Here is a 23540-nt window from a genome sequence, read left to right as displayed (position 1 = left end):
GTTGTCAGCAACCACCCCCGCGATTGAGATTTCGATCCTTTCGGCCCACAGCGGTTTTCGCCGCAACCTCGGAAAGCAGCAGGGGCATCCGAGGAGAGGGGCCGGGGTGCCGGCCGAACCCGACGACGGTTCGCGCTCGCATCGACACACCACCTCGCGTCGAGGACGACCAGAGCAGGAGAATACGAAATGACCAGCACCCTCGAACCGTCGACCACCACTGCCACCGCACCCGGTAACAAGCTCCGCGGACGCGTCGCATTCGTGACAGGCGGAACCCGCGGGATCGGTGCGGCCATCAGCCGCAGCCTCGCCGCCCAGGGTGCAACCGTGGCCGCGGGTTACGGCCGCAACACCGAACAGGCAGCGCAGTTCCTCGACGTTCTCAACGGTGAGGCCGGGGAAGGTGCCGGCATGAGCGTGCACCAGGGCGACGTGTCCGACCCCGCCGAGTGCCGCCGTACCATCGACGAGGTGATCGAGCGCCACGGCCGTCTCGACATCCTGATCAACAACGCCGGCATCACGATCGACCGCACCGTCCCGAAGATGACCGACGACGACTGGAACACCGTCATCTCCGTGAACCTGTCCGGGGCCTTCTACCTCGCGCAGGCCGCGATGAAGCACATGCTCCCCCGCGGCACCGGGCGCATCGTCAACGTCTCGTCCGTCATCGGCGAGACCGGCAACATCGGCCAGGCGAACTACGCGGCGTCCAAGGCCGGGCTCTTCGGCCTCACCAAGACCCTCGCCCGCGAGGCGGCGTTCCACCTCGCCCGCGCCGGCAAGCTCAACGACGGTGGCATCGGCCTGACCATCAACACCGTCACCCCCGGCTTCGTCGCCACCGAAATGGTCGACGCCATCCCGGACAAGGTGCTCGACCAGATCAAGGAGAGCATCCCGGTCAAGCGCCTCGCCCATCCCGACGAGATCGCACGAGTCGTGCATTTCCTCGCCGCCGACGCCTCCTCTTACATCACCGGCCAGGTGTGGGGCGTCAACGGCGGCCTCGACATGTGATCATCTCCAGTTCCACAACTATCCCGAACGGCGAATCGTCCACATGCAGCAATTCGAAGTGAATCGACACGGTCGAATCGTATTTCCGTGCAACTTCTTTCCCGATCTCGACTTCTCGACGATCACAAGTCTCGAGCAGCTCGACTCGATCATCCGGCGTGACTTCGACACGAAGGCGCCGACGGTCTCGGAGATGATCGCGCGCAACGAACGAGGTGCCTACCGGTCGAAGACCGACCTCATGCGCGACATGGCACTGAACGTGTACTGGGCGAATCGTTTCGTCATCACCATGTTCGAGAAGCGTCCGATGCGCTGGGCGGACGTCCCGCGCACCCGCGACGATGTCTACATGCCGGTGATGACCCCGTGGCCCGGCAGCGAAGCCCGCGCCGCGGAGATCGAGGACGCGTTCCGCGCACTTCCCTCCGGGCCTGACGCCACCGCCGAGGAGCACATCTTCGACGTCCTCTTCGACGTGTTCGCCGCGCGCAAGAACATCGCGTCCGACCTTCCGACGGTCAAGCCCACCGTCGCGCAACTGCTTGCCGATCCGAGCAACATGACGTTGCGGCTCGGCGACTACGACCCCGACTTCCGTCGCTACAGCTACGACGAGATCCTCGACGTCAGCGAGGACGTCGCGGAGCTGGAGGCCCTGCACCGCTGGGCGATGGTGCTGCACAACCAGCAGCCGTGGGATCGCACCCAGGCCGAGCTCGTTGCGGTCGAGGACCTGAAGGACGACGACTACGTGGTGGTCCTGCATCCGCGTGATCGTCATGTCCAGCGCTTCATCGCCAAGGCACTGGCCGAGCCTGCGTCCGGCACGCTGCTCGCACCGGTGTCCCCGTACTCGGCGCAGGAGCCGGTCGAACCGGTGCGTCCGTTCCCGCCGATCGACGTGCGGCGCGACTTCGCCGTCCAGCCGCGGATCGAGGCGTTGTCGGCGGTGCACGGCGACACCGTCTGCACGAACGAGGACCTGATCCGCAACTCGGCCTACAGCTGGTCGCCGATGACGGCGGACGAGATCACCGCGAAGACGGGGATCGAACAGCGCCGCTACACCTCGGGCAGTTTCGAAGAGCTCGCACTGAAGGCCGCGAAATCGGCTCTCGCCCATGCAAATCGGGGCCCCGAGGAAATCGGCGGCGTCCTCGTGTGCACGTGCACCAGCTCCCGGCCCATTCCGTCGCTGGCCACCTGGCTCTGCGGCGAACTGGGTATCGGCCAGACGCACGCGGCGTACGACCTGGTCGCGGCGTGCGCGGGCCTGCCGTACGGCCTCTCCGAGGCGACCCGCATTCTGCAGCAGGTCCAGCGACCGGTGCTCGTGGTGTGTGTCGAGAAGTTCTCCGACAAGGTCGGCAACGTCCGACCGTCGCGGATGATCTTCGGTGACGGCGCGGCTGCGATCGTCCTCGGTGTCGCGCCGGAGGGTACCGAAGGCGACATCGAGTACCTGCAGACCTTCGCCGGAGGTCCGGCCAGCGAGATCAACTCGATCATCTGGCCGAACCCGGACTTCGACAACGCCATCACGGTCTACGGACCCGAGGTGAAGTCGCTGGCCGGCCGGTACCTCGGGCAGATGCTCGACGAGCTGAAGGAACTCCCCGCGCCCGACGGACGGCAGGGCACCCTGCTCGACAACATCGACGTGGTCGTTCCGCATCAGGCCAACAAGACGATGGTGCTCGAACTGGCCGCCGCGTCCGGCCTGGCAGCCGACCGGCTGTACTTCAACATCGACAAGGTCGGCAACGCGTCGTCGGCGAGCATCCCGCTCGCGGTCGCCGACGCCGTCCGCGACGGTGTGATCACGGAGCCCGTCCGAGTATTCGCGCCCGGCTTCGGTGCTGGAGCGGTCGCGGGATTCTCGGTCATGCGTATCGATCCGGCGGTCGTCGCGCCGGCCTGATACGCGACACGCGCGGAATTCGGGAGCCGCGCACGGCATCCGGGACTTCGTAACGACAGTCCCGGATGCCGCGATAGTCCGGTTCGGTCGGCCGATCGGCCGACCGAACCGTTTCCCGAAAGGAACAGCACGAATGAAGTTCCGCCGTATCGCGGTTGCCGCGCTCGGCTGCGTTTCGCTCACCGTGGTCGCCCCCACGACCGCGAACGCGTTCAGCCTCACGGATCTGCTGCCGATGGGTGTCGCCGACATCTTCCCGAGCGGATCCGCCGGTCTGTTCGCACCGCCTCCGCCTCCGCCGCCGGCTCCGGCCCCGGCTCCGCTCGCTCCCCCGGCACCTCCTGCAGCTCAGGCACCGGCCCAGCCCGCGCCGAGGCCCGCCCCGAGCACCGGCTACAAGAACTGCACCGAGGCGTGGAACGCCGGTGTCGCCCCGCTCTACCGCGGGGAATCCGGCTACGCGCCGAAGCTCGACGGCGACAGCGACGGCATCGCCTGCGAGAAGGATCCGCGCTGACGGCTCCGACACCGCACTCGTAACGAGGGGCAGTTTCCCGGATCTCCGGGGAACTGCCCCTCAGCGCGTGCGAGGAGCCAAGCCGTGCAGCAGGGAATCGACGACCTCGACGATCAACTCGTCACGCAGCGGGTCGATCGTTCTGTTGTTCGCCATCACCGCGATCCCCTGCAGCGCGGCGAAGTACACGGTTCCGATGATCTCGGCATCGTCGACGAGTTCGTCCTCGACGGTGGAATCGGCGAATCCACTTGGCAGACTTTGGCAGAGCACCTGGATGTGCAGCAGATCCTCGATCTGATCTTCACCATCGGCAGCTACGACACGCTGGCCCGCATGTTCACGTCGCTGCAACTCGGGATCGACGACGACATCGTCTACCTGATGAAGTTGCCGACGACTCCGCCCGAAACCGATGACGGGACCGTTCACCCGGTCTGAGCAGGTGAACGGTCCCGTCACCGGGAGTGGGGGCGGGCGTCAGAGCCAGCGGGGAGGAGTGGCCTCTCCACCGGTGACACCGACGGCGCCGCGGCCGGCGGCCCAGCGCACGACGCCGGCGAGCGTACCGCGCACGGTGTGCTCGACGGGAGCGTCCTCGATCACGCGCAGCGGTTCGCGGCCGTCGACCTCGAGGACGAGACCCGCACCGAGGTCCTTCTTCCGCCACATACCGACGATGTCGTCGAGCAGCGAATCGAGAACCACCGCAGGGAAATCACCGAAGCGGCCACCGTTGCCGAGGTCGACGGCGTGGATCCACACCTCACGGGTGCGCATCCACGCGGTTTCCTCGGCCGGCACCGTCCGGCCCTGCGCGGTACGGACCTGCGCCTGCCACGCCGACTCCGGAAGGTTCCGCCACTTCTCATCCAACCGGGCAACGGTGTGCGCGAACAGGTTTCGCAGCGCCGCCGGGTTGAGAGTCGCGCCCTCGGCGATCTCCTGTGCGCGCTGCTCGGTCGACTCGTACATCGGCGTCTCGACACCCGTTGCGGCCCAATCCATCAGCCGGCACAACGCGGCGGCGTTGTAGCCCAGGTGCGCGACGAGGTGACGGCGGGTCCACCCTTCGAGCAGAGTGGGGCCGTCGAGCTCGTCGTCGGTCAGTTCCGCGAGACGCTGCGACAGGTAGGCGGTTCCGCGACGTGCGATGAGCAGCCGCTCGGACAGTTCGAGATCGTTGAATCCCACGACGTCCTACTTGATCACGGTCTTGTTCTTGACGGTGCCGAGGCCCTCGATGGTCACCTCGCACACCTCGCCGTCCTGGATGTAGCGGGCGGGCTTGCGGGCGTGGCCGACACCACCGGTCGTGCCGGTGATGATCACGTCACCCGGCTGCAGGGTCACGATGTGGGAGATGTAGTCGACGAGCTTGGCCGGGGTGAACACCAGATCGTTGGTGTTCGACGACTGCATGACCTCACCCTCGAGACGGGTCTCGATGGCGGTGCCGAGCTGGTAGTCGGTATCCAGGAACGGACCGAAACCGCTGGTCTTCTCGAAGGTCTTGCCCTGATCCCACTGCAGCGTGCGGTACTGGTAGTCGCGCATCGTGTAGTCGTTGATGACCGAGTAGCCGGCGATGTAGTCGGCGGCGTCGGCCTCGTCGACCTGGTAGGCCTGCTTGCCGATGACGACGGCGAGCTCGGCCTCCCAGTCGAGCTGCGACGCGGCGTAGGCGGGGACGACTACGTCGTCGTAGGGGCCGGTGAGGGCTTCCTTGAACTTCGAGAACAGGGTCGGGTACTCCGGCAGGTCGCGGCCCATCTCCTTGATGTGGGTCGCGTAGTTCAGTCCGACGCACACGATCTTGCCGGGTGCGGGAACGACCGGCGCGTAGTCGGCGGCGGCGAGGTCGACGGTCTTGCCCGACGCCTGCTCGGCCACGGACTTCCAGTCGGCGTCGGCGAGCAGGGCCGACAGATCGGCGTAGCCGTCGATCACGGTGGCGCTGGAATCGCTGTCGACGCGGACTGCGGCGGTGCCGCCGTCGAGACGGAGGGTGGCGAGTCGCATGGGGGTCAGGCTCCTTCGGAGATGATGGTGCGGTTGAAATGCAGACGCTCCACGATGGGCGCGTCGGAGAAGGCGAACAGGTCGATGCCGTTGTCGGTTTCGAGCGACCACTCGGTCCAGGACGGCACCACGATCATGTCGCCCTTGGTGACGTCGTGGCTCTTGTCGGCGAGGTGGAAACGGCCCTGTCCCTCGAAGACCTGGAAGACCACCGAGCCGACGTCGCGGCGGGCGCGGGTCTGCGCCCCCGCCCGCAGGCGGTGGAACTCGGCGCGGATCGTCGGCATGACGTCGCCACCGGTGGTGGGATTGGTGTAGCGGATCGCGGCGTGGCCCGGCTCCGGGGTGGCCGCGTAACCCTCGTCCTCGAGGGCGAGCTGCTCGTTGAGCGCGCGGTCGGTGTACACCCAGCGGTAGCACGCGATCGGCGAGCTGGTCTTGCGGTCGACGCCGACGAGCGGACGCAGACCCGGGTGCACCCACAGCCGCTCCGAGCGGGAGATGTCCGGGGTGCCCTCGTCGGTCACGCCGTCGGAGCCGAATTCGAAGAATCCGGTGTCGGTGTAGTTCACGAAGGGGATGTCGAGGCCGTCGATCCACGCCATCGGCTGGTCGGTCTCGTTGTGGTGGCCGTGGAAGTTCCAGCCCGGCGTGAGCAGGAAGTCGCCGCGGCGCATGGCGACCGGGTCGCCGTTGACCACGGTCCACACGCCTTCGCCTTCGACGACGAAGCGGAAGGCGTTCTGCGAATGACGATGCTCCGGCGCGGTTTCCTTCGGGCCCAGGTACTGGATCGCCGCCCACAGCGTCGGGGTGACGTACGGGACGCCGCCGAGACCGGGGTTGGCCAGCGCGATCGCACGACGCTCACCACCGCGCCCGACCGGCACGAGGTCGCCGGCGCGCTGCGCCAGCGGGTAGAGCGTCGACCACTTCCAGACGAAGGGCACGGCCTTGGAGGTCGGGACCATCGGCATCAGATCGCCGAGCTGGGTCCACAACGGATTCAGGTGTTCCGTCTCGAAGTCGTCGTACAGCTTCAGAAGCTCGGGATCGACAGGCTCGGTGGCAGTCATGAATTCTCCTCTCGGCAACGGTGCATCTCGTTGTCCGGCGTTGTTCCCAACCTAGGTGGGTCGAATCACGACAAGCCAACTATTTCTGCTGTGCAGAATACTGGGCGTCCGTTCCCTCGATATCGGCGATGTCGACCTCGATTCCCCGGACCGCCGCCTGCATCTGAGCGACGAGCTTTCCGCGCAGATGCTGCCGGTACCGGGTGATCGGCACCGCGGCCGTGACGGCCCCGATGGCCGTGCCGCGCGCGTTGCGGATTGCCACTCCGAACGCCGCGACGCCGGCCTCCGTCTGCTCGACGTTGACCGCGAACCCGACGTGGCGCGCGGCCTCGAGTTCGTGCACGAACTCCTCGAACTCGCCGATGGCCATCCGGCGGTCGGTCTCGTACGCGGGCGTCGGCCCCTGGCTGATACTGGGCTCGTCCGCGGGACGCAGATACAGCTGCTCGAGGACCGAACGCGGGAGTTCCGCCAGGAGGATGCGCCCGCCGGCGGTCAGCTCCGCAGGTAGAACCTGACCTCGGCGATCGCCCACACGCAGGATCGATTCGGTCTCGGCGGTCCACAGGAACCGGGCCTGGGATCCCACGCGGATCACGAGGTTGATCGTCTCACCGGTGAGTGCCGCGAGTGCCTCCATGTGGGGCCGGCACATGTCGGTGAAGTCGCGCGTCCATCCCTGCCGGGCGGGACCGACCCCCAGTGCCGGCCCCGGGTGGTACATCCGTTTCTCGTCCTGCACGGCGAACCCCCGGTACACGAGCATCGCGAGCAGACGGTGCGCGGTCGACGGGGCCGTACCGAGTTCCTGGGCCGCGTCCTTCAGCCGGAGCGCCCCGGCGTCGCGGAGCAACTGGAGCAGGCGTAAGGCGTTGTCGACCGACTCGAGCATGTACGTCGGCTTCCGGATCGTGTCCATCGGCTTGTTCTGCATAGCAGAACTTTATTGCACGGAAGGGTGGCGCGCACCCACCGTTGAGGAATGCTTTCCCCCAACGAGGCTTCACCGGCGCGGGCCACCGGCAACATCACCCTGCCCCGCGCCCACGTGATCGCGGTGATCGTCTGCTGGCTCTTCGTCGTCTTCGACGGATACGACCTCATCGTCTACGGCAACGTGATCTCGAGCCTGCAGGCCGAATGGGGCATAAGCGCTTCGACCGCCGGCACCCTCGGAAGCCTCGCGTTCGTCGGCATGATGATCGGCGCGGTCCTCGCCGGGCGACTGTCGGATGCGATCGGACGAAAGCAGGCCGTCATCGGCTGCGTGGTCGTCCTGTCGGTCTTCACCACGCTCTGCGCGATGGCACCGGGACCGATCGTCTTCGGCCTGCTGCGGCTGATCGCCGGTATCGGCCTGGGCGGTCTCGTGCCCACGTCGAACGCACTGGCCGCCGAACTCGTACCGGACAAGTGGCGCGCCGCCGTCGCCACCATGATGATGTCGGGCGTCCCGATCGGCGGTTCGATCGCGGCCCTGATCGGTATCCCGGTGATCCCCCATTGGGGCTGGCGCCCGATGTTCGCGTTCGCCCTGGTTCCCCTGGTGATCCTCGTTCCGCTCGCGGTGAAGGTGCTGCCGAATCATTCGCTGCTCGAGGCCCATCCCGACAGTTCCGAGGGCGGGTTCAAGGCACTCCTCGGCGCGCGGTTCCGCACGATCAGCATCATGTTCGCGGCCGTCACCGTCGTGACGCTGCTGGCGTGGTACGGCCTCGGCACGTGGCTGCCCAAGCTCATGCAGGGTGAAGGCACCGATCTCGGCAACGCGCTCACGTTCTCGCTGGCCCTGAACCTCGGGGCGGTCGCGGGCTCGTTCATCACCGCCTGGGGCGGGGTGCGCTTCGGATCCGTGCCGACCAGCATCGTCGCGGCGCTCGTCGCCGGTGCCGCCCTGCTGACGTTGCTGCTCGACCCGCCGGTCGCCGTGGTCTACCTGATCTTCGTTCTCGCCGGTGTCGGTACGCACGGCACGCAGGCGCTGATCATCGCGGCGGTCGCCTCCTACTACCCGGACCATCTCCGTGGCACCGCGCTCGGCTGGGCACTCGGCGTCGGACGCATCGGCGCCGTCGCGGCCCCGCAGCTGGGTGGCTGGCTGCTCGCCGCCGGACTCGGCGCCGACTCGAACTTCGTCCTCTTCGGCATCAGCGCACTGATCTCGTCGCTGCTGTTGACCGTGATCTGGAAGAAGTTCCCCGCCAGCGATCGGACGTTGCGCGGTCCGATCCTGACCCACTGATCACCGATCGCCCTGCGATCCCGGACTCCCCATCCCCGCTTTCACGACCGAAGGAGCGTCATGTCCGATCTGAAGGACGCACGAGTTCTCATTGCCGGTGGCGGCATCGGCGGTGTCGCCAACGCCCTGGCCCTTGCCCAGAAGGGTGCTCAGGTCACCCTGTTCGAGCGTGCTCCCGAGTTCGGCGAGGTGGGCGCCGGCCTTCAGATCGGCCCGCACGGCTCCCGCATCCTGCAGTCGCTCGGGGTGTACGACGAGGTCATCGCCAAGGGCGTGCTCCCCAAGAACCTCGTGTTCCGGGACGCCGTCACCGCGGAGATCCTCACCAAGGTCGACCTCGGCCGCGACTACCAGCAGCACTACGGCGGCGTGTACTTCGTGGTGCACCGCTCCGATCTGCACTCGGTCCTCGTCGACGCAGCCCGCAAGGCCGGTGCCGACCTGCGCGTCGACTCGGCGGTGCAGGACGTCGTCACCGAGGGCGACACCGTGCGCGTCATCCTCGAGAACGGCGAGGAACACGTCGGCGACGTCGCGCTCGGCATGGACGGTCTGCACTCGCGGCTGCGTCCGAAGCTCTCCGACGACAAGCCGGTCGGCTCCGGGTACGTCGCCTTCCGCGGCACCTTCCCGATGCACGAGGTGCCGCTCGACGAGGAGATCGAGGACGTCGTGGGCTACATCGGCCCGCGCTGCCACTTCATCCAGTACCCGCTGCGTCAGGGCGAGATGCTCAACCAGGTCGCGGTGTTCCAGTCGCCCGCGTTCCTGCGCGGCGAGGAGATGTGGGGCAGCCCCGAGGAACTCGCCCACGCCTACGACCACTGCCACGAGAGCGTGCAGACCGCACTGAAGTACCTGTGGACCGACCGCTGGTGGCCGATGTTCGACCGCAACCCCATCGACAACTGGGTCGACGGCCGCATGATCCTGCTCGGCGACGCCGCGCACCCGCCGCTGCAGTACCTCGCCTCCGGCGCCGTCATGGCGCTCGAGGACGCCAAGTGCCTCGCCGACTACGCGGCCGAGGATCTGCAGGGCGACACGAAGAACTGGCCGAAGATCCTCCGGGACGTCAACGCCGAACGCGCACCGCGCTGCAACCGCATCCTGACGACCGGCCGCATGTGGGGCGACCTGTGGCACCTCGACGGAGCCGGCCGCGAAGCCCGCAACGAGCTGTTCCGCACGCGCGACACGTCCAGCTACAAGTACACCGACTGGCTGTGGGGCTACAGCTCGGACCGCAACCGCTGATCCTGTCGTCGAGCGTCGCGGCGCGTCACTCCCCGCCCATGAGTGACGCGAGGCGGCGCTCGGCGCTCGCCAGCGCTTCCCGGGCGGTGGCCAGGTCTTCGCGCAGAGCCGCGAGCTGCCGGTGCATCCCGAGCGTCATGTCCCCCGGTTCCGGGATCGCCAGGACATAGGACCCGCTTCCGCGGCGCGTCTCGATCAGTCCTTCCATCCGCAGCACGTCCTGCGCGTCCTTCACGACGGACGGCGAGACCCCGTAGTGGGCGGCGAGTTCGTGCACGCCGGGAAGCTGGTCCCCGACGGCCCATTCCTTCCACGCCAGCCGGTGCTTCAGGTCGGTGGCAACGTTCTCGTACTTGTAACCCATGCCCGACCGTAACACTTTTCCGTACAACTGACATTCTCTTTTCGGGGCGGGCACCTACCATTGCGCGCATGAGTGCGCTACGGGCCGCGGTCGTCGGCGGCGGAATCATCGGTGCCGCAACGGCACGCCGGCTCACCGAGTGCGGTGCCACCGTGACCGTGTTCGAGAAGGAACGCGACCTCGCCGCGCACCAGACCGGGCACAACAGCGGCGTGGTCCACGCCGGGCTGTACTACACGCCGGGCAGCCTCAAGGCACGACTGTGCCGCCGCGGCGTGGAGTTGCTGCGCGACTACACGGCCGAGCGGAATCTGCCCTACGAGGAGTGCGGCAAACTCGTCGTCGCACTCCACGACTCCGAACTCGGCCGCCTCGACGCGATCACCGCCCGGGCCACCGAGAACGGGGTGCCCGGCATCCGGAGGATCGGGCCGAACGAGATCGAGGCGATCGAACCGCGCGCCCGCGGCATCGCCGCGCTGCACTCCCCTCACACCGCGATCGTCGACTACGTCGCGATCACCACCGCTCTCGCGGGTGACGTCACCGCGGCGGGCGGCACCATCCGCACGGGCACCGAGGTCACCGAACTGATTACGCGCGGCGACGAGGTCCTCGTCGGAACCCGATCCGGCACCGACGCCTTCGATCTCGTGATCACCTGCGCAGGGCTGCAATCGGACCGGCTCGCCCGCGCCGCCGGTGATGCAGCGACCCCACGGATCGTGCCGTTCTTCGGCGACTACTACCTGCTGCGACCCGAACTCTCGACGACCGTGCGCGGGCTGATCTACCCCGTGCCGGACCCGCGCTATCCGTTCCTCGGCGTGCACCTGACCAAACGCATCGACGGTTCGATCATGCTGGGCCCCAACGCATTCCTCTCCCCCGGACGGGAGGCCTACGCCCGGCGATCCGGGTCCGCGCGGGACCTGTGGGAGGCACTCGCCTTCCCCGGCTTCGCACGATTCGCCGTCCGCAACGTCCCCGCCGCGCTACGCGAACTGCGGACCGCGGTGAGCACCCGCGAATTCGTCGTCGAGGCAGCGAAATACGTTCCCGGCCTCACCGTCGCCGACGTGGTGCGCGGACCACGAGGAATCCGCGCCCAGGCCATGAACGCCGACGGCAGCCTCGAGGACGACTTCGTGGTCACCGGGCACGGACGGCTCGTTCACCTGCGCAACGCGCCCTCCCCCGGCGCGACGTCGTCGATGGCGATCGCCGAGTATCTCGTCGACGCCGCGCTGGAGCGGGTCGGTCGCTGATCGGACGCTCGACGCTCAGGCGATCGATTCGAGCCACCGCGTCATGACCGCGTGTGCCTGCGCGGACGACTGCGCATGCACCGACCGGAGTTCGGCGAGCACCGACTCGGCGGCGCCGGCGCCGAGGGTCTCCTCGAGTGCGCGACGGTATTCGTCGATCGCGAGCCACTCCGCGGCGACATCGGGACCGGCCTCGAGGTGGAACTGCACGCCGTAACTGCGGCCGTGCCGGAACAACTGGTTCGGATACGCCGGCGACGACGCGAGCAGCGTCGCCCCGCGCGGCAGATCGAACGTGTCGCCGTGCCACTGCAGGGTCGGGAAACTCGCCGGCAGTTCCCCCCACACCGGGTCCGCAGCGGACGCCGCGGTCAGTTCCACGTCGCACACCCCGACCTCGGGCGCCGGACCGGAGTACACCTTCGCGTCCAGCGCAGCGGCCAGCAACTGCGCCCCCAGACACACACCCCACACCGGAACATCGGACGCGAGAGCCGAACGCAGGTAAGCGATCTCGTCGTCGATCCACGGAACGACCGCACCGTCGTTCGCGCCCATCGGGCCACCCATGACCACGATGCCCCGGTAGTCGACCGTCTCGGGCAACGGCTCTTGCCACAACCGGACCGTGTGCACCGGACCGAACTCCTCCAGTGCCGGCAGGTAGTCCGCCAGACCCTCGCATTCCACGTGCCGCAGTTCCAGGAAGCCAGTTGTCATCGGCACATCATGACAGCCGTATGTTACGGGCGCTAGACCGGTTCAGAGCCGGGGAGCGGCGGGCCGGCGACGAGACAGTGCGGCGACCGCCTTGCGTCTCAGCACATAGCGGCGCAACGCCCGCCGGTCGGCCGCGGTGACCTCGATCCCCCACATCTCCTGCGCGATCGGATGCATCAACGCGCGCACCGCACGGGTGGGCACCCGGCGCTGCACCCAGTCCTGCGGACGCATCACCTGATCCCGGTAGAAGTCGCCGCGCGGGGTCCGCTGCAGCACCGTGCGGCAGGTGTCGTCGAACCAGTCGGTGAACTCGGCCCACGTGTCCGGCAACCCCCGGTCGCTGATCCCGTACCGCCGGAACCACGCGCCGCAGTCGCGGTACAGATCCTCCCGCTCGCCGACTGTCAGCGGTCGCACGAACGTCTCGATCATCGTGACGAGCGTGTCCACGTAGGTGGCGTGCTGGAACTGGAACAGGTCCGGGTTCAGACTGTGGTAACGGCGGGCGAGATCGTCGACGCCCTTGATGCGTTCGTGCCCGCGCCGGATGATCGACGACAGGTCCGTGTCGTCGTACGCCATCCGGATCAGCAGCGGAACGGTGTGCCGTTTGTGCAGCCACAGCCGGCGCGGGGTACGCGAATGTTCCATTCCCGCAGCGATCGCCGGATGCAGCATCTGCAGCCCCACCGCGCGCGGCAACGCGAGCAGGAACCGCCGATCGCCGAGATACCGGAGCAGCAGCCCGTCCGGGTCGATGTCGGTCGAGTGCGCAACCACCGTGAGCTCGGACTCCCGACCTCAGATGATGTTCTTGCCGGACTGGATGCGACGGCGGAGGTCCACCATCAGCGCCAGGCTGCCGCCGTGCCGGATGAACTTCGGGATGAACCGGTTGACGAACGAGACGAAGACGAACAGGTGCTCGAAACGGCGGCGGTCGTCCTCGCTCCAGCTGTACCCGAGCTGTTCACGGAAGTACGGCGGCAGGGTCCCGATCGTGAGGAACTTCAGCAGATTCCCGAAAATGAGCCGCATCGGCAAGTTGATCATCTTCAACCCGACGAGATCGTTCAGGAACTGCTTGGTGGTCTCGTCGAACACGACCCGTTCGCAGCCGCGGTTCCAGTACCGCTCGAAGTCGGCACGCGTAGCGGGCCAGATGTCCTCGGTGACCTGCAGGGTCGTACCCAGTTTCGAGGCGGTCGCGTAGAAGTCCTCGATCTGCTCCTCGTCGAGGGTACCGTGCAGCAGCTGGTAGCTGTCCTCGATGCCGACGTAGAGGCACGCGGCGACCCACATCTGCAGCTCACGGTTGAACGCGTTGTACTTGACCGGGCTGTTCTCGTCCGAACGCACCTGCCGGTGCGCACCGTTGACCGCCTCGCGGAACGCCAGGCGTTCCTCGTCGGTGCCCAGGATCGCGACCGCGAGGTATTGCGTCGTGGTGCGGGCCCGCTTCCACGGATGGTGGACGAGCGAGCCGGACGTCACTTTGCTCTCCATGACGCCGTATGCGACCTCGGGCCAGCCGAGCTGCATGATGACGTTCGCGGCGGCGCCGGCGAACGACCAGAAGTCGATGGCGTCGGACAGGGCATGCTTCTTGCGGCTCCACCGGTTCGGGCCGCTGGTGATCTTGATTCGCGTGCGCGCGGAGGTCAGTACGGGTTCGGTATCCACGGCGTCGTCGAGGTAATGCGCGGGCATCGGGTCCTCCTCAGATTCTGTTCGGACGGGTGCGCCGGACCGGCGCGGGATGTGCGTTTACCACCTGTCAGTTCCCTCCACTGCCGATGCCCTGGAGGAGCATCCGCCAGAAGGCCGCGAGTTCTTCGCCTGCCGGGATGAGGATCGGATCGGCGACGGCCGGCGGTCCGATGAGCGTGCCGGGCGTCGTCCGGTTCGCCACACCGAGATCGTTCGGCCGCGGCGCGTTCTGGGCGCCGCGCTGGCCGTGGTCCTCGCCGGGCGGGCAGTAGTGCGTGAGGTCGACCGTGACCGACGACTCGTCACCGAGCGCACGGCGCGGCGTGTCGTACACGCACACCGGACCCTGGGTGGCGATGAGCGCAAAGTCCGCGCGGTCGCCGTGCACGATGGATTCGAGCGCGGCCAGGCCACGAGGAAGGGCGACCAGGCCGGTCTGCAGCGCGGCCGAACGATCCGAGATGATCGGTGCGACGTCGACGAGGTTGGCGAGCACCGCCGCGAACGACTCCTCGTTGGCGGCAAGCACACCGTCGGCGCGGCGCATGGCGTCCGGGGTCGTCGTCATCATCTCGTTGATCCGGTCCTCGTTGGCGTACAACGTGTCCGCGATCGTGCGCGCCGCGGCCATCCCGTCGACGAATTCCTCCGAGTTGTTCGCCATCGTCGACATCAAACCTGCTGTGCGGCTGAGCAGTTGGGTCAGATCGGTCGCGTGGGTTTCGAGGCGGCCGGACAGATCGTCGGCGTCGGTGATGAGCCGCGCCAGATCGGGACCCAGACCCTGGAACGCGGCGCCGAGTTCGGCACCGACGGTGGCGATGGTGCCGGGTTCGACCGTGTCGAGGAGCGCCGCCGTGCTCGCCAGCGTTTCGGCGATCTGAACCGGCTGCTCCTCGGCCGGCATCTCGATCGAATCACCGTCCGCGAGGTACGGACCGTGATCGACGCGCGGGAAGATGTCGACGTTGAGCATGCCGGCGAGCGTTCCCTGCGTGATCTTCGCGATCGAGTCGGTCGGGATCTCGGTGCCACCTTCGAGCTCGAACTCGAGCCGGGCGCCACCGCTCTGCGGGTCGACCGACACTGCCGACACGACACCGACCTGGACACCGCGATAGGTGACGACGGTGCCTTCCGAGACCCCGAGCGCGTCGTCGACGTGGGCGGACAGCCGCATCTCGTCGCCGAGTCCCCGCGGGCCGACGATGTAGTAGATGCCGTAGGGCACCACGATCAGGGCGGTCAGCACGAACAGAACAAGCTGGACGAGGACGATTCTCTTCATCGGGTGCCTCCTCCGAGCATCTCCTGCAGCGACGTGGGTGACGGTTCCGGCGGTGTCCCGGTGAAGTAGCCGCCGGCCAGGATCGTGTCGATGCTCTCCGGTATCTCGAGCGCACCGTCGAACACCAGGTAGTCACCGCGCACGGACTTTCCGAACGCGTCCATGAACGCGTTCATGGCGGCGAGGGTGCCGCCCATGCGGTCGTTGAACGCCTGCAGGGTGGACGCGACCGTCCCGGCGTCGGCCAGGAACCCTGCCGGGCCCTGCGGCACGGCACCGGTCAGCGCCTGCACGTTGAGGGCGAGGCGGGTCGTCGAGTCGAGCAGCGCGGAGATGGAATCACGTTGTGTGACGAGCACTTCGACCGCTTCGGCGGTGTTCGCGAGATATGCGTCCATCGTCTGCTCTTCGTCCGCCATGCGGCGGGTGACGTCGGCGGCCAGCGTCATCGCCTCATCGAACGCGGTCTGCTGGTCGATCGCCCGCGTCATCAGGTCGGTCGCGGTGTCGGCGAGTGCCTGCACCCGGTCGGACCGTCCGGTGAACGCGACGTTCAGTTCGTCGACGACGGTCGCGAGCTGATCCATCCCACTGCCGCTGACGACGTTGCCCAGGGAGGCGAGCATCGTCTCGACACGCGGCCCGAGATCGGTGTTGTCCACGTCGATGACGTCTCCGTCGGACAACCGGTCCGGCGCCGCGTCGACAGGGTTGATCAGCCGCAGGTACGGACTGCCGAGCGCGGACGGAATCTCCACCGAGACAAGCACATTGCTCGGGACCTCGAGTTCGCGCTGCAGCGACACCTGCAGGCCGGCACCGCTGGTCGTGGTGTTCAGGGACGCGACGCGGCCGACGATCTGCTGCCCGTACCGGACGTCGGCACCGAGGACGATGCCGTCGGCGCTCGCCAGATGCACATCGACGTCGAACGCACCGGCACCCGCGGACCGGCCGACCGGAAGGTCCTGGATGCCGTAACCGCAGCCCGACACGGCGACCGTGCCGGCGACCGCGACCGCCAGCGCGGCGAGACGGACCGCTCGCCGGGACGGAACGGTGGATGTCGGGGTCACGGGTTCCCTCCGGTGATGGCGGTGACGATTCCCAGCGGGTCGGATGCGCTGATCGGGAACGTGATGGGGTTGGTCAATCCGGCGCCGGTGCACAGGGGCAGCGGATGCTCGGCGCACAGCGGGCCGGCGACCGCGAACTGGGTCAGGTTCGTCGACACGTTCAGCCGGATGCGGCTGCGTCCGTCGGGGCCGACCGTCTTCTCGAGGTTCTGCATCATGAGCGGCACGAGATCCATGAACTCCGCGAGTCCGGCCTGGTTGCCGGTCAGGGCGTCGCCGAGTCCCTCCAGGTTCGCCGAGATCGCACCGAAGCTCTCCTGGTGCTGGGTGACGAAGCTGTCGAGTTCGGCGAAGACCGTCTGCAGTTCCTCGAGCGGCACGGTGATGTCGAGGTCCGCGTCCTGCCACACCGTCGACAGCGTGGACATGTCGTCGACCATGCTGTCCAGGGACACCTGCCGCGCATCCATCGCCTCGATGAGCGTCGACAGGTTCTCGACGAGCACCGAGAAGTCCTCGGAGGTTCCCCCGATGACACCGGAGGCGGAGCTGAGGTCGCGGACGGCGTTGTTGAACGCCTCGCCCTGGCCGCCCCACGTCTGCGCGCCGCTCGCGAGCACCGAGCCGACGTCGCCGCCCTCCGGTCCCATGAAGTCGACGAGGGTCGAGAGACTGCCGAGCATGCCGTCGATGTCGATCGGCGAATGCGTGCGTTCGACCGGGATCGTGGACTGGTCGGGCAGTTGGGGGCCGTCGGTGTAGGCGGGGCCCAGTTCGATGTAGCGCTCGCTGATGATCGCCGGGCTCATCACGTAGGCGTTCACGTCGGCGGGAAGCTTCACCGATTCGGGCACGGTCATCGTCACCCGCACCGAGGTGCCCTGCGGTTCGATGTCGGTGACGGTGCCGACACCGACGCCGAGGACGGCGACCTTGCTGCCGGTGTAGATTCCGTTGACGTACTCGAAGTCGGCGTGCACCGTGGTGACCCGATCGGTGCGCCCGAAGATGTACCAGATCGGCGCGACGATCAGCAGCAGCGTGACCACGAGGAGCGAAACGATCTTCTTGCGGTTCGACGAGCGGGCCGGAGTGGGCTGTTCGCTCCCCGGCATGTCCTGAATCACCGACATTCCTGCATCACTCCCATCGCGCACAGAAGGTTGTCGGGCAGAACCGCAGCGGGTGTGGTGACGTCGGCCCAGGTGCCGTTGCCGGTGGCGTCGGTGACCGTGCGCAGCGCCGGCGGCAGCTGCGTCATGAGCGCGGCGATGTTGTCCGAGTTGCGCTGCAACGTGCCGGTGACGGCGACCAGGTTGGCCACGAGCCGGTCGGCCTCCTCACGGTTCTCGGTGAACGTCTGCGACAGGGTCGAGATGACGGCGCGGAGATTGTTCGCGAGCCCGGTCAGCGCTTCCTTACGGACCGACATGGTCTGTACCAGAGTGCGTGCGTCCGCGGCGGTTTCGACGAGGGAGTCCTGCTGGTCGACCGCCATCACCGACAGCCGGCGCGACATCTCGAGCAGCTGGTCGAACTGTTCGCTGTGACGTCCGAACGCGGTGGAGGCCGCGCTGATCCCGGTGAGGGTGCGTTCGACCTGGCCGCTGTCGGACGGCATCACCTGCGACAGCGTGGTCATCATCTGTTCCATCGCCTCGAGATCGAGTTCCCGGGAGACCCGCTCGGCACCGGCACCGACCTCGTCGAGCGAGTACGGAACGGTCGTGCGCTCGAGCGGGATGGTGTCGCCGCCGTCGTCGACACCGCCGGGGCGGACGTCGAGATAACGCTTGCCGAGGACGGTTTCGAGGCGGACCGACGCGGTGGAGGTGTTGCCGACCGTGCGGTTGTCCTCGAGGCGGAACTCGACGTCGACGTGGTCGCCTGCGAGCTCGATGTTCTCGACCCGGCCGGCCGGGACACCCGCGACGTACACGGGATCGCCCGTCGCGAGACCGGCGGCGTTCGCGAATTCCGCTGTGTACGGCTCGGTTCGGGCGTGGTACCAGAATCGAGGGATGCCGATCGCGGCGCCGAGACCGACGACGAGGACGACGATGCCGATCGTGCCGAGCACCAGCGGCATGTGCGTGGTGTTCTGGCGGCGGCCGAACCCGAACAGGAATTCGAGTGCGCCGACGAACACGTCGATGAGTTTGACCAGGAACATCATGGCAGCGTTCCCTCCCCCGCCGCAGCTGCCGCGGAGTTCTCCAGCACGTCCACGAGATCGTCGATGTAGGTGATCCCGATCGCGACGAGGGCGACACCCGCGCCGAGGCCGACGAGGACGAACATCCAGGCGAAGCTCTGCAGGATCCGCCCGTTGTGCCCGCCGAGCGATCGGACGCCGCGGACGATGAGGTCGATGAGTCGTGTCAGTAGGATCATCGGCACACCGGCGAGTGGGTAGGACCGAAGATGTTCACTTCTGCGTCGCCTGCTTTCAGGGTGAAGTTGCACAGGTAGAGGCTGACGAAACTGCCGTACTGACCGGTGCGGTTGATCTGGTGTGCGAAGTTCGGGAGATTCGCCACCATGCGTTCGAACTCCGGGGTGTTCGCGATCCAGGTGTCGGTGACGGAGGCCAGGCTCGCGAGCGAGCGCGCGAACGCGCCGTCGGACTGTGCCATGATGTCGGCGAGCTCGTCGACCGTCGCGGTTCCGGAGTCGAGGAACCCGGCGATGCGCGTGCCGTCACCGACGACGGAATCACCCAGTACGGCAAGCCCGTTCACGAGCGAGGTGAGTTCGTCGCTGCGGTTGTCGAGCGTGCCGAGCAGCCGCGTCATGTTGTCGACGACCTCCCCGAGGATGCCCTCGCGGTCGCCGAGGCTGCCGGTCAGGGTCGCGACCCGGTCCAGGAACTGTGCGACGGCGTCGCTGCGCCCGTTGAACGTGTCGGTGATGTTGCGCGCGAGGACGTTCACCTCCTCGGGCGGCAGCGACTCGAACAGCGGCCGGAACCCGTTCATCAGCGCCGTCAGATCGACCGGCGGGGTCGTCTGCGAAATCGGGACCACCGATCCGGGTTCGAGCACCTCGGACGAGCCGGGCGCGTCGACGTGCGGTTCGGGCATCGTGATGGCCACGTACCGGGCGCCGAGCATGTCGCCGTAGCGCACCGCGGCCTGAACGTCGCGGGTGAGCACCTGATCGCCCTCGATCTCGACGGTCACCCGCGCGAGCGCAGCACCACCGTCGGCGTCGGCGACGTCGACCGCGTCGACCCGGCCGACCCGAACACCGGACAACGTGACGGGGTTGCCGACGTTGAGACCTTCGACGTCGGTGAATTCGAGGACGTAGTGGTCGGTGGAACCGCGGACCGGGACCGCGAGGGTGTTGAACACCAGGGATCCGCAGATCGCACCGACGGCGCAGTAACCGACGAGCGACACCATCTGGGAACGCTTCAGTTTCACGGGATCTGCACCTCGCTTCCACGGACGAGCGGGCCGAGGATGAACGTGAGCGCCGGGTTCAGCGCTGCGCCGGCCTCGTCGAGCGAGGCGGGGACGGTCGCCTCGGCCACACCGAGTGCGTCCTCGAGCAGACTCAGCGGTTCGGCTTCCTCGGGGCCGCCGACGATTCGCTTCGGCGCGTCGTAGGTGCCGTTGCCGGGACTGTTGCATTCGAGGCCGGTGAGCGGACCGTATACCGGGCAGTCCGCCGACGTGTACGGCATCGGATCGGCGAAGGACGGCACCGCGGTGATGTTGAACCGCCCGCTGGCGAAGACCCGTGCGCCGGCGTTGCCGAACAGTCCGGCGTTCTCGAGGGTTTCGTACAAGCCGCTCGGATTGGCGGCGGTCGTCGCGAGGATCGTCCCGATCGAGTCGGTGACGGTGATCATCGCGTCCCGGCGCTCACCGGCGAATCCGTCGACCGAGGCGGCGAGCAGCGTCGCCGCGCCGAAGGCATCGGCCAGCCGGTCACGGTTCTCGACGATCGCACCGGAGACCTCGGCCGCGGACGCGACCATGCCGACGATGTCCGGGGTGGCGTCCGACAGCGACCGCATCACCTCCACGAACTGCGGTGTGGTGTCGAGGAATTCGGCTGCGGCCGGGGCCATCTGATCGCTGACCGCGGCGAACCGGTCGATCGTGCGGCCGATGGTCTCGCCGTTGCCGTCGAGTGCGCTGCTCAGGGCGCTCAGAGCGACGGAGAGCTGGTCGGGGCGCATGTCGTCGAGCACGCCGGCCATTTTCGTGAACACGTCGTACATCGCAACGGCTTCCGGGCCGGAATCGACCGCGATCGTCTCGACCTGCCCGAGCGTGCCGACGCCGGACGCCGCGGTGGTCTCGATGCCGTCCGGGCTGCCGGCCGGATCGTCGACCGGGTCGACGAGTTCGACGTAGATGTCACCGAAGAACGTGCGGGGCACGACCCGGGCGAGCACCGACGACGGCACGAGTTCCGCAGCAGCGGAGTCGATCGCCAAGCGCACCTGGGATTCGGCCGAACCGGCCTCGACGGAAGCGATCCGCCCGATCTCTACGCCGTGGTACCGCACGGGTGCGCCCCCGTTGACGAGACCGACGGCCGCGGGCACCTCGACGAAGACGTCGTTCGTGTCCTCGAAGGTTCCCGTTCCGCGCAGCACCATGCCCACCGCGACGGCCAGCGCCGCACAGACGCTGACCGCTCCGACGAGGACGTACCTGGTCTTTTCACGTGATGTGGGTCGATCCACGTCACACCCCCATTCCGGGAACTTCGGGAACCAGACCCCACAGCGCGAACGTCAGCAACACGTCGAGGACACCGATCGACAGGATCGCGGTGCGCAGGGCACGGCCGGCCGCGGCACCCACACCCGCCGGACCACCCGACGCGTAGTACCCGTAGGCGCAGTGCACGAGGCTGACGACCATCGCGAAAACCATGGCCTTGATTCCGGAGTACAGCAGGTCCTGGGGTGTCAGGACCAGATGAAAGAAGTAGTCGTACGTGCCGGCTGATGCGCCGTTGAACACGACGACGACGAGGCGCGTCGACAGGTAGCTGGCGAGCAGGCCGATCATGTAGATCGGGATGACGCAGACCATCGCGGCGAGCGTGCGGGTGGCCGCGAGGAACGGTATCGACTTGATGGCCATCGAGTCGAGTGCGTCGATCTCGTCGGAGATCCGCATCGCACCGATCTGCGCGGTGAAGCCGACACCGACCTTCGCCGACAACGCGATCGCCACGACCACGGGCGCGAGCTCGCGGGTGTTCGCGACCGCCGACAGCATGCCCGACATCGTCGTCATGCCGACGAGTTCGAGGCCGCGCTGCGTTTCGACACCGAGCATCATGGCTGCGGCCAGCGACATCGCGAACACGATGCCGATCGTGCCGCCACCGGACAGCAAGGACTGGGTACCGAAGCTGACCTCGCTGATCTGTGCGATCACATGCTTGCGGAACTTGCTGAGCGCGTACGGAATGGACGCGATCGTGCGGAAGTAGAACGAAACGTGCATGCCGAGCGTGGCGAGATTGTCGCCGACGCGGTGAACCGCGCGGGTCGCGGTGTGGACAGGTTCTCGGGCGGTCAGGGTCAACGGAATTCACCCACCGCCGGAACGATGACCGTGTACAGCGCCGAGAGCGCGGTGTTGACGATGAACACGAGCGCGAACGCGATGACGACCGCTTCGTTGACCGCGTCGGCGACACCGCGCGGGCCGCCCTTGGTGTGCAGTCCCTTGAACGTCGCGACGAGCGCGGAGAGCAGACCGAACACGGCCGACTTGACCAGTGCCATAACGAAATCCGCGGGACGGCCGTATTCGGCGAAGGTCGCCATGAACGTACCGGCGGGAAGATGCTGGACGTAGATGTGGTAGAGCCAGCAGGCGCCGACACCACCGAGCGTGACGATCGAGCACAGCGCGAGCGAGACCACGACGGCACCGACGAGGCGGGGCGCGACGAGGCGCTCGAGGACGTCGAGACCCATGACCTCCATCGCGTCGATCTCCTCGCGGATCTTGCGCGAGCCGAGATCGGTGCAGATCGCCGAGCCCGCCACACCGGCGAGCATGAGCGCGCACACGAGGGCGGAGGCCTGGCCGACGATGATGAAGGCGACGACGGCGCCGGAGTAGCCACCGGCACCGATCCGGCCGGCGAGTTCGCCGACCGACACTGCGATGAACACGCCGACCGGAATCATCAGCAGCAGCGACGGTCCCGTGCACACGCGCCCGATGAAGAGCGTCTGGGTCACCGTCTCGTACAGCGACAGCCGGCGTCGCAGCACGGCGACGGCGAGAACGACCAGCGACTGCACGGCGAATCCGATGAGGAAACCCCCCTCGGTCGCGACGTCGCGAACCGGCCCACGAGGAGCCGGCAATTCATAGGTCATCTACTGCATCCCTTCGGTTTTCACACAGGGGTGGCTCCGTCGATCGGGTACGGAAGCAGACGTCGATTCAGGGTGAAGTGTGACACACCCACCGACGCTGGGCAAGATCTAAGTGAACCGCGATTCTCATCAGACGGAGCGGGTGTGCCCATGGAAGCCAAGACGTACCGCACCGCTCACAACCTGGGAATATCTGTTTTCCGTCAGCGCTTTTCGCCGAGCGGCGGACGTTGACTACGATGCACCGATCGGACGGTTAGGAGAACGCCGATACTGCCCGCCGCACCGCGCAGGCAGCCCGTCGCACAGGCGACTAGGTCATGCACACGTTCGAGAACGTCAGCACCGGCCAGCAGACGATGGAACCGAGGAACGAGATCACCAGGTCGACACCCTCCATGTCGGAGAGATGCGAGGTGTGGGTGAGCGTCCAGACGACACCGATCAGGCCGTAGGGAATGGCGACCAGGACGACGAGACCGATGAACTCGGCGACGGACATCTCGTAGGACAGGACTTTGCGTGCGACATCGAGCACCGATCGGACTCCTGAACGATGGGCGGACAGTAGGTCGGGACGCCGGGTGTCCCCTGCAGCGCATCCATGCCCTACCCCCTCGGATGTGCATCCGTTGCAGATCCGGATGCGACGGACGCGGAGGAGGCTATCACCA

Annotated in this window: 25 protein-coding genes; 7 read left to right on the top strand and 18 right to left on the bottom strand. The window is 67.3% G+C overall.

Going from position 1 to position 23540, the window contains the following annotated elements:
- Window positions 1-189 precede the first annotated feature (189 nt).
- From fabG to ACWDUD_RS08850, 4 genes are all read left to right on the top strand, one after another.
- Entirely contained in the window at window positions 190-1026 is an 837-nt protein-coding gene (fabG, locus tag ACWDUD_RS08865) for a 3-oxoacyl-ACP reductase FabG (protein ID WP_248675339.1), read from the top strand.
- A 43-nt stretch (window positions 1027-1069) separates the two neighbouring features.
- Complete coding sequence (locus tag ACWDUD_RS08860; protein WP_248675340.1) at window positions 1070-2950, top strand: 3-oxoacyl-ACP synthase III family protein; 1881 nt, start codon at window positions 1070-1072, stop codon at window positions 2948-2950.
- A gap of 133 nt (window positions 2951-3083) precedes the next feature.
- Entirely contained in the window at window positions 3084-3467 is a 384-nt protein-coding gene (locus ACWDUD_RS08855) for an excalibur calcium-binding domain-containing protein (RefSeq protein WP_450109089.1), read from the top strand.
- An 84-nt stretch (window positions 3468-3551) separates the two neighbouring features.
- Window positions 3552-3908, top strand: coding sequence for a hypothetical protein (locus ACWDUD_RS08850; RefSeq protein WP_450109088.1), 357 nt, complete (start codon window positions 3552-3554; stop codon window positions 3906-3908).
- A 39-nt stretch (window positions 3909-3947) separates the two neighbouring features.
- Here the strand turns inward: ACWDUD_RS08850 and ACWDUD_RS08845 are convergent, their stop codons facing one another.
- From ACWDUD_RS08845 to ACWDUD_RS08830, 4 genes are all read right to left on the bottom strand, one after another.
- The gene (locus tag ACWDUD_RS08845; protein WP_197255558.1) at window positions 3948-4661 is read right to left on the bottom strand and encodes a maleylpyruvate isomerase family mycothiol-dependent enzyme; all 714 of its coding nucleotides are present in this window, start codon (window positions 4659-4661) and stop codon (window positions 3948-3950) included.
- A gap of 6 nt (window positions 4662-4667) precedes the next feature.
- Window positions 4668-5489, bottom strand: coding sequence for a fumarylacetoacetate hydrolase family protein (locus ACWDUD_RS08840; protein ID WP_197255556.1), 822 nt, complete (start codon window positions 5487-5489; stop codon window positions 4668-4670).
- A 5-nt stretch (window positions 5490-5494) separates the two neighbouring features.
- Window positions 5495-6565: a cupin domain-containing protein gene (locus tag ACWDUD_RS08835; RefSeq protein ID WP_450109087.1), complete on the bottom strand. Its 1071-nt coding sequence runs from the start codon at window positions 6563-6565 to the stop codon at window positions 5495-5497.
- 79 nt (window positions 6566-6644) lie between these two features.
- A complete protein-coding gene (locus tag ACWDUD_RS08830) occupies window positions 6645-7502 on the bottom strand; it encodes an IclR family transcriptional regulator (RefSeq protein ID WP_450109086.1) in 858 nt (285 codons plus the stop codon).
- 48 nt (window positions 7503-7550) lie between these two features.
- Between ACWDUD_RS08830 and ACWDUD_RS08825 the strand changes: the two genes are divergently transcribed.
- Both ACWDUD_RS08825 and ACWDUD_RS08820 read left to right on the top strand, forming a co-directional pair.
- Window positions 7551-8810, top strand: coding sequence for an MFS transporter (locus tag ACWDUD_RS08825; protein WP_197255550.1), 1260 nt, complete (start codon window positions 7551-7553; stop codon window positions 8808-8810).
- A gap of 60 nt (window positions 8811-8870) precedes the next feature.
- Complete coding sequence (locus tag ACWDUD_RS08820; RefSeq protein WP_197255548.1) at window positions 8871-10067, top strand: FAD-dependent monooxygenase; 1197 nt, start codon at window positions 8871-8873, stop codon at window positions 10065-10067.
- A 25-nt stretch (window positions 10068-10092) separates the two neighbouring features.
- On the opposite strand, the gene ACWDUD_RS08815 is transcribed toward ACWDUD_RS08820, so the two are convergent.
- Window positions 10093-10431, bottom strand: a complete 339-nt coding sequence (locus ACWDUD_RS08815; RefSeq protein WP_197255546.1) for a winged helix-turn-helix domain-containing protein — start codon at window positions 10429-10431, stop codon at window positions 10093-10095.
- Between the two features lie 68 nt (window positions 10432-10499).
- On the opposite strand from ACWDUD_RS08815, the gene lhgO reads away from it, so the two are divergent.
- The gene (lhgO, locus tag ACWDUD_RS08810; protein ID WP_450109085.1) at window positions 10500-11699 is read left to right on the top strand and encodes an L-2-hydroxyglutarate oxidase; all 1200 of its coding nucleotides are present in this window, start codon (window positions 10500-10502) and stop codon (window positions 11697-11699) included.
- A 15-nt stretch (window positions 11700-11714) separates the two neighbouring features.
- Here the strand turns inward: lhgO and ACWDUD_RS08805 are convergent, their stop codons facing one another.
- The 13 genes from ACWDUD_RS08805 to ACWDUD_RS08745 all read right to left on the bottom strand — a co-directional run bounded on the left by ACWDUD_RS08805 (window position 11715) and on the right by ACWDUD_RS08745 (window position 23368).
- Window positions 11715-12419 carry a type 1 glutamine amidotransferase gene (locus ACWDUD_RS08805; RefSeq protein ID WP_450109084.1) on the bottom strand — a complete coding sequence of 235 codons (705 nt, stop codon included), beginning with the start codon at window positions 12417-12419 and terminating at the stop codon, window positions 11715-11717.
- 42 nt (window positions 12420-12461) lie between these two features.
- The gene (locus tag ACWDUD_RS08800) at window positions 12462-13202 is read right to left on the bottom strand and encodes an oxygenase MpaB family protein (protein WP_450109083.1); all 741 of its coding nucleotides are present in this window, start codon (window positions 13200-13202) and stop codon (window positions 12462-12464) included.
- Window positions 13203-13223: 21 nt separating this feature from the next.
- On the bottom strand, window positions 13224-14132 hold the full coding sequence (locus ACWDUD_RS08795; RefSeq protein WP_450109082.1) for an oxygenase MpaB family protein: 909 nt from the start codon (window positions 14130-14132) through the stop codon (window positions 13224-13226).
- A gap of 67 nt (window positions 14133-14199) precedes the next feature.
- Window positions 14200-15420, bottom strand: coding sequence for an MlaD family protein (locus ACWDUD_RS08790; protein ID WP_197255536.1), 1221 nt, complete (start codon window positions 15418-15420; stop codon window positions 14200-14202).
- Complete coding sequence (locus tag ACWDUD_RS08785) at window positions 15417-16496, bottom strand: MCE family protein (protein WP_197255534.1); 1080 nt, start codon at window positions 16494-16496, stop codon at window positions 15417-15419. Before ACWDUD_RS08785 ends, ACWDUD_RS08790 begins: the two co-directional genes overlap by 4 nt.
- Window positions 16493-17611, bottom strand: coding sequence for an MCE family protein (locus ACWDUD_RS08780; protein ID WP_197255584.1), 1119 nt, complete (start codon window positions 17609-17611; stop codon window positions 16493-16495). The genes ACWDUD_RS08785 and ACWDUD_RS08780 overlap by 4 nt, the downstream gene beginning before the upstream one ends.
- Window positions 17612-17619: 8 nt before the next feature.
- The gene (locus tag ACWDUD_RS08775) at window positions 17620-18669 is read right to left on the bottom strand and encodes an MCE family protein (protein WP_197255582.1); all 1050 of its coding nucleotides are present in this window, start codon (window positions 18667-18669) and stop codon (window positions 17620-17622) included.
- Window positions 18669-18890, bottom strand: a complete 222-nt coding sequence (locus tag ACWDUD_RS08770) for a hypothetical protein (RefSeq protein WP_197255532.1) — start codon at window positions 18888-18890, stop codon at window positions 18669-18671. Before ACWDUD_RS08770 ends, ACWDUD_RS08775 begins: the two co-directional genes overlap by 1 nt.
- Window positions 18887-19924 carry an MCE family protein gene (locus ACWDUD_RS08765; protein ID WP_248675351.1) on the bottom strand — a complete coding sequence of 346 codons (1038 nt, stop codon included), beginning with the start codon at window positions 19922-19924 and terminating at the stop codon, window positions 18887-18889. Before ACWDUD_RS08765 ends, ACWDUD_RS08770 begins: the two co-directional genes overlap by 4 nt.
- Window positions 19921-21201, bottom strand: a complete 1281-nt coding sequence (locus tag ACWDUD_RS08760; RefSeq protein ID WP_450109081.1) for an MCE family protein — start codon at window positions 21199-21201, stop codon at window positions 19921-19923. Before ACWDUD_RS08760 ends, ACWDUD_RS08765 begins: the two co-directional genes overlap by 4 nt.
- Window position 21202: 1 nt before the next feature.
- Window positions 21203-22057: an MlaE family ABC transporter permease gene (locus tag ACWDUD_RS08755; RefSeq protein ID WP_197255530.1), complete on the bottom strand. Its 855-nt coding sequence runs from the start codon at window positions 22055-22057 to the stop codon at window positions 21203-21205.
- Window positions 22054-22866, bottom strand: coding sequence for an MlaE family ABC transporter permease (locus ACWDUD_RS08750; RefSeq protein WP_248675354.1), 813 nt, complete (start codon window positions 22864-22866; stop codon window positions 22054-22056). The genes ACWDUD_RS08755 and ACWDUD_RS08750 overlap by 4 nt, the downstream gene beginning before the upstream one ends.
- A gap of 313 nt (window positions 22867-23179) precedes the next feature.
- Window positions 23180-23368 carry a hypothetical protein gene (locus ACWDUD_RS08745; protein ID WP_231610900.1) on the bottom strand — a complete coding sequence of 63 codons (189 nt, stop codon included), beginning with the start codon at window positions 23366-23368 and terminating at the stop codon, window positions 23180-23182.
- Between the last annotated feature and the right edge of the window lie 172 nt (window positions 23369-23540).

The organism is Rhodococcus sp. NPDC003382 (genome assembly GCF_053589135.1).
Note: the sequence above shows the minus strand (reverse complement) of the source record. Positions and strands in the feature narration are given on the sequence as shown.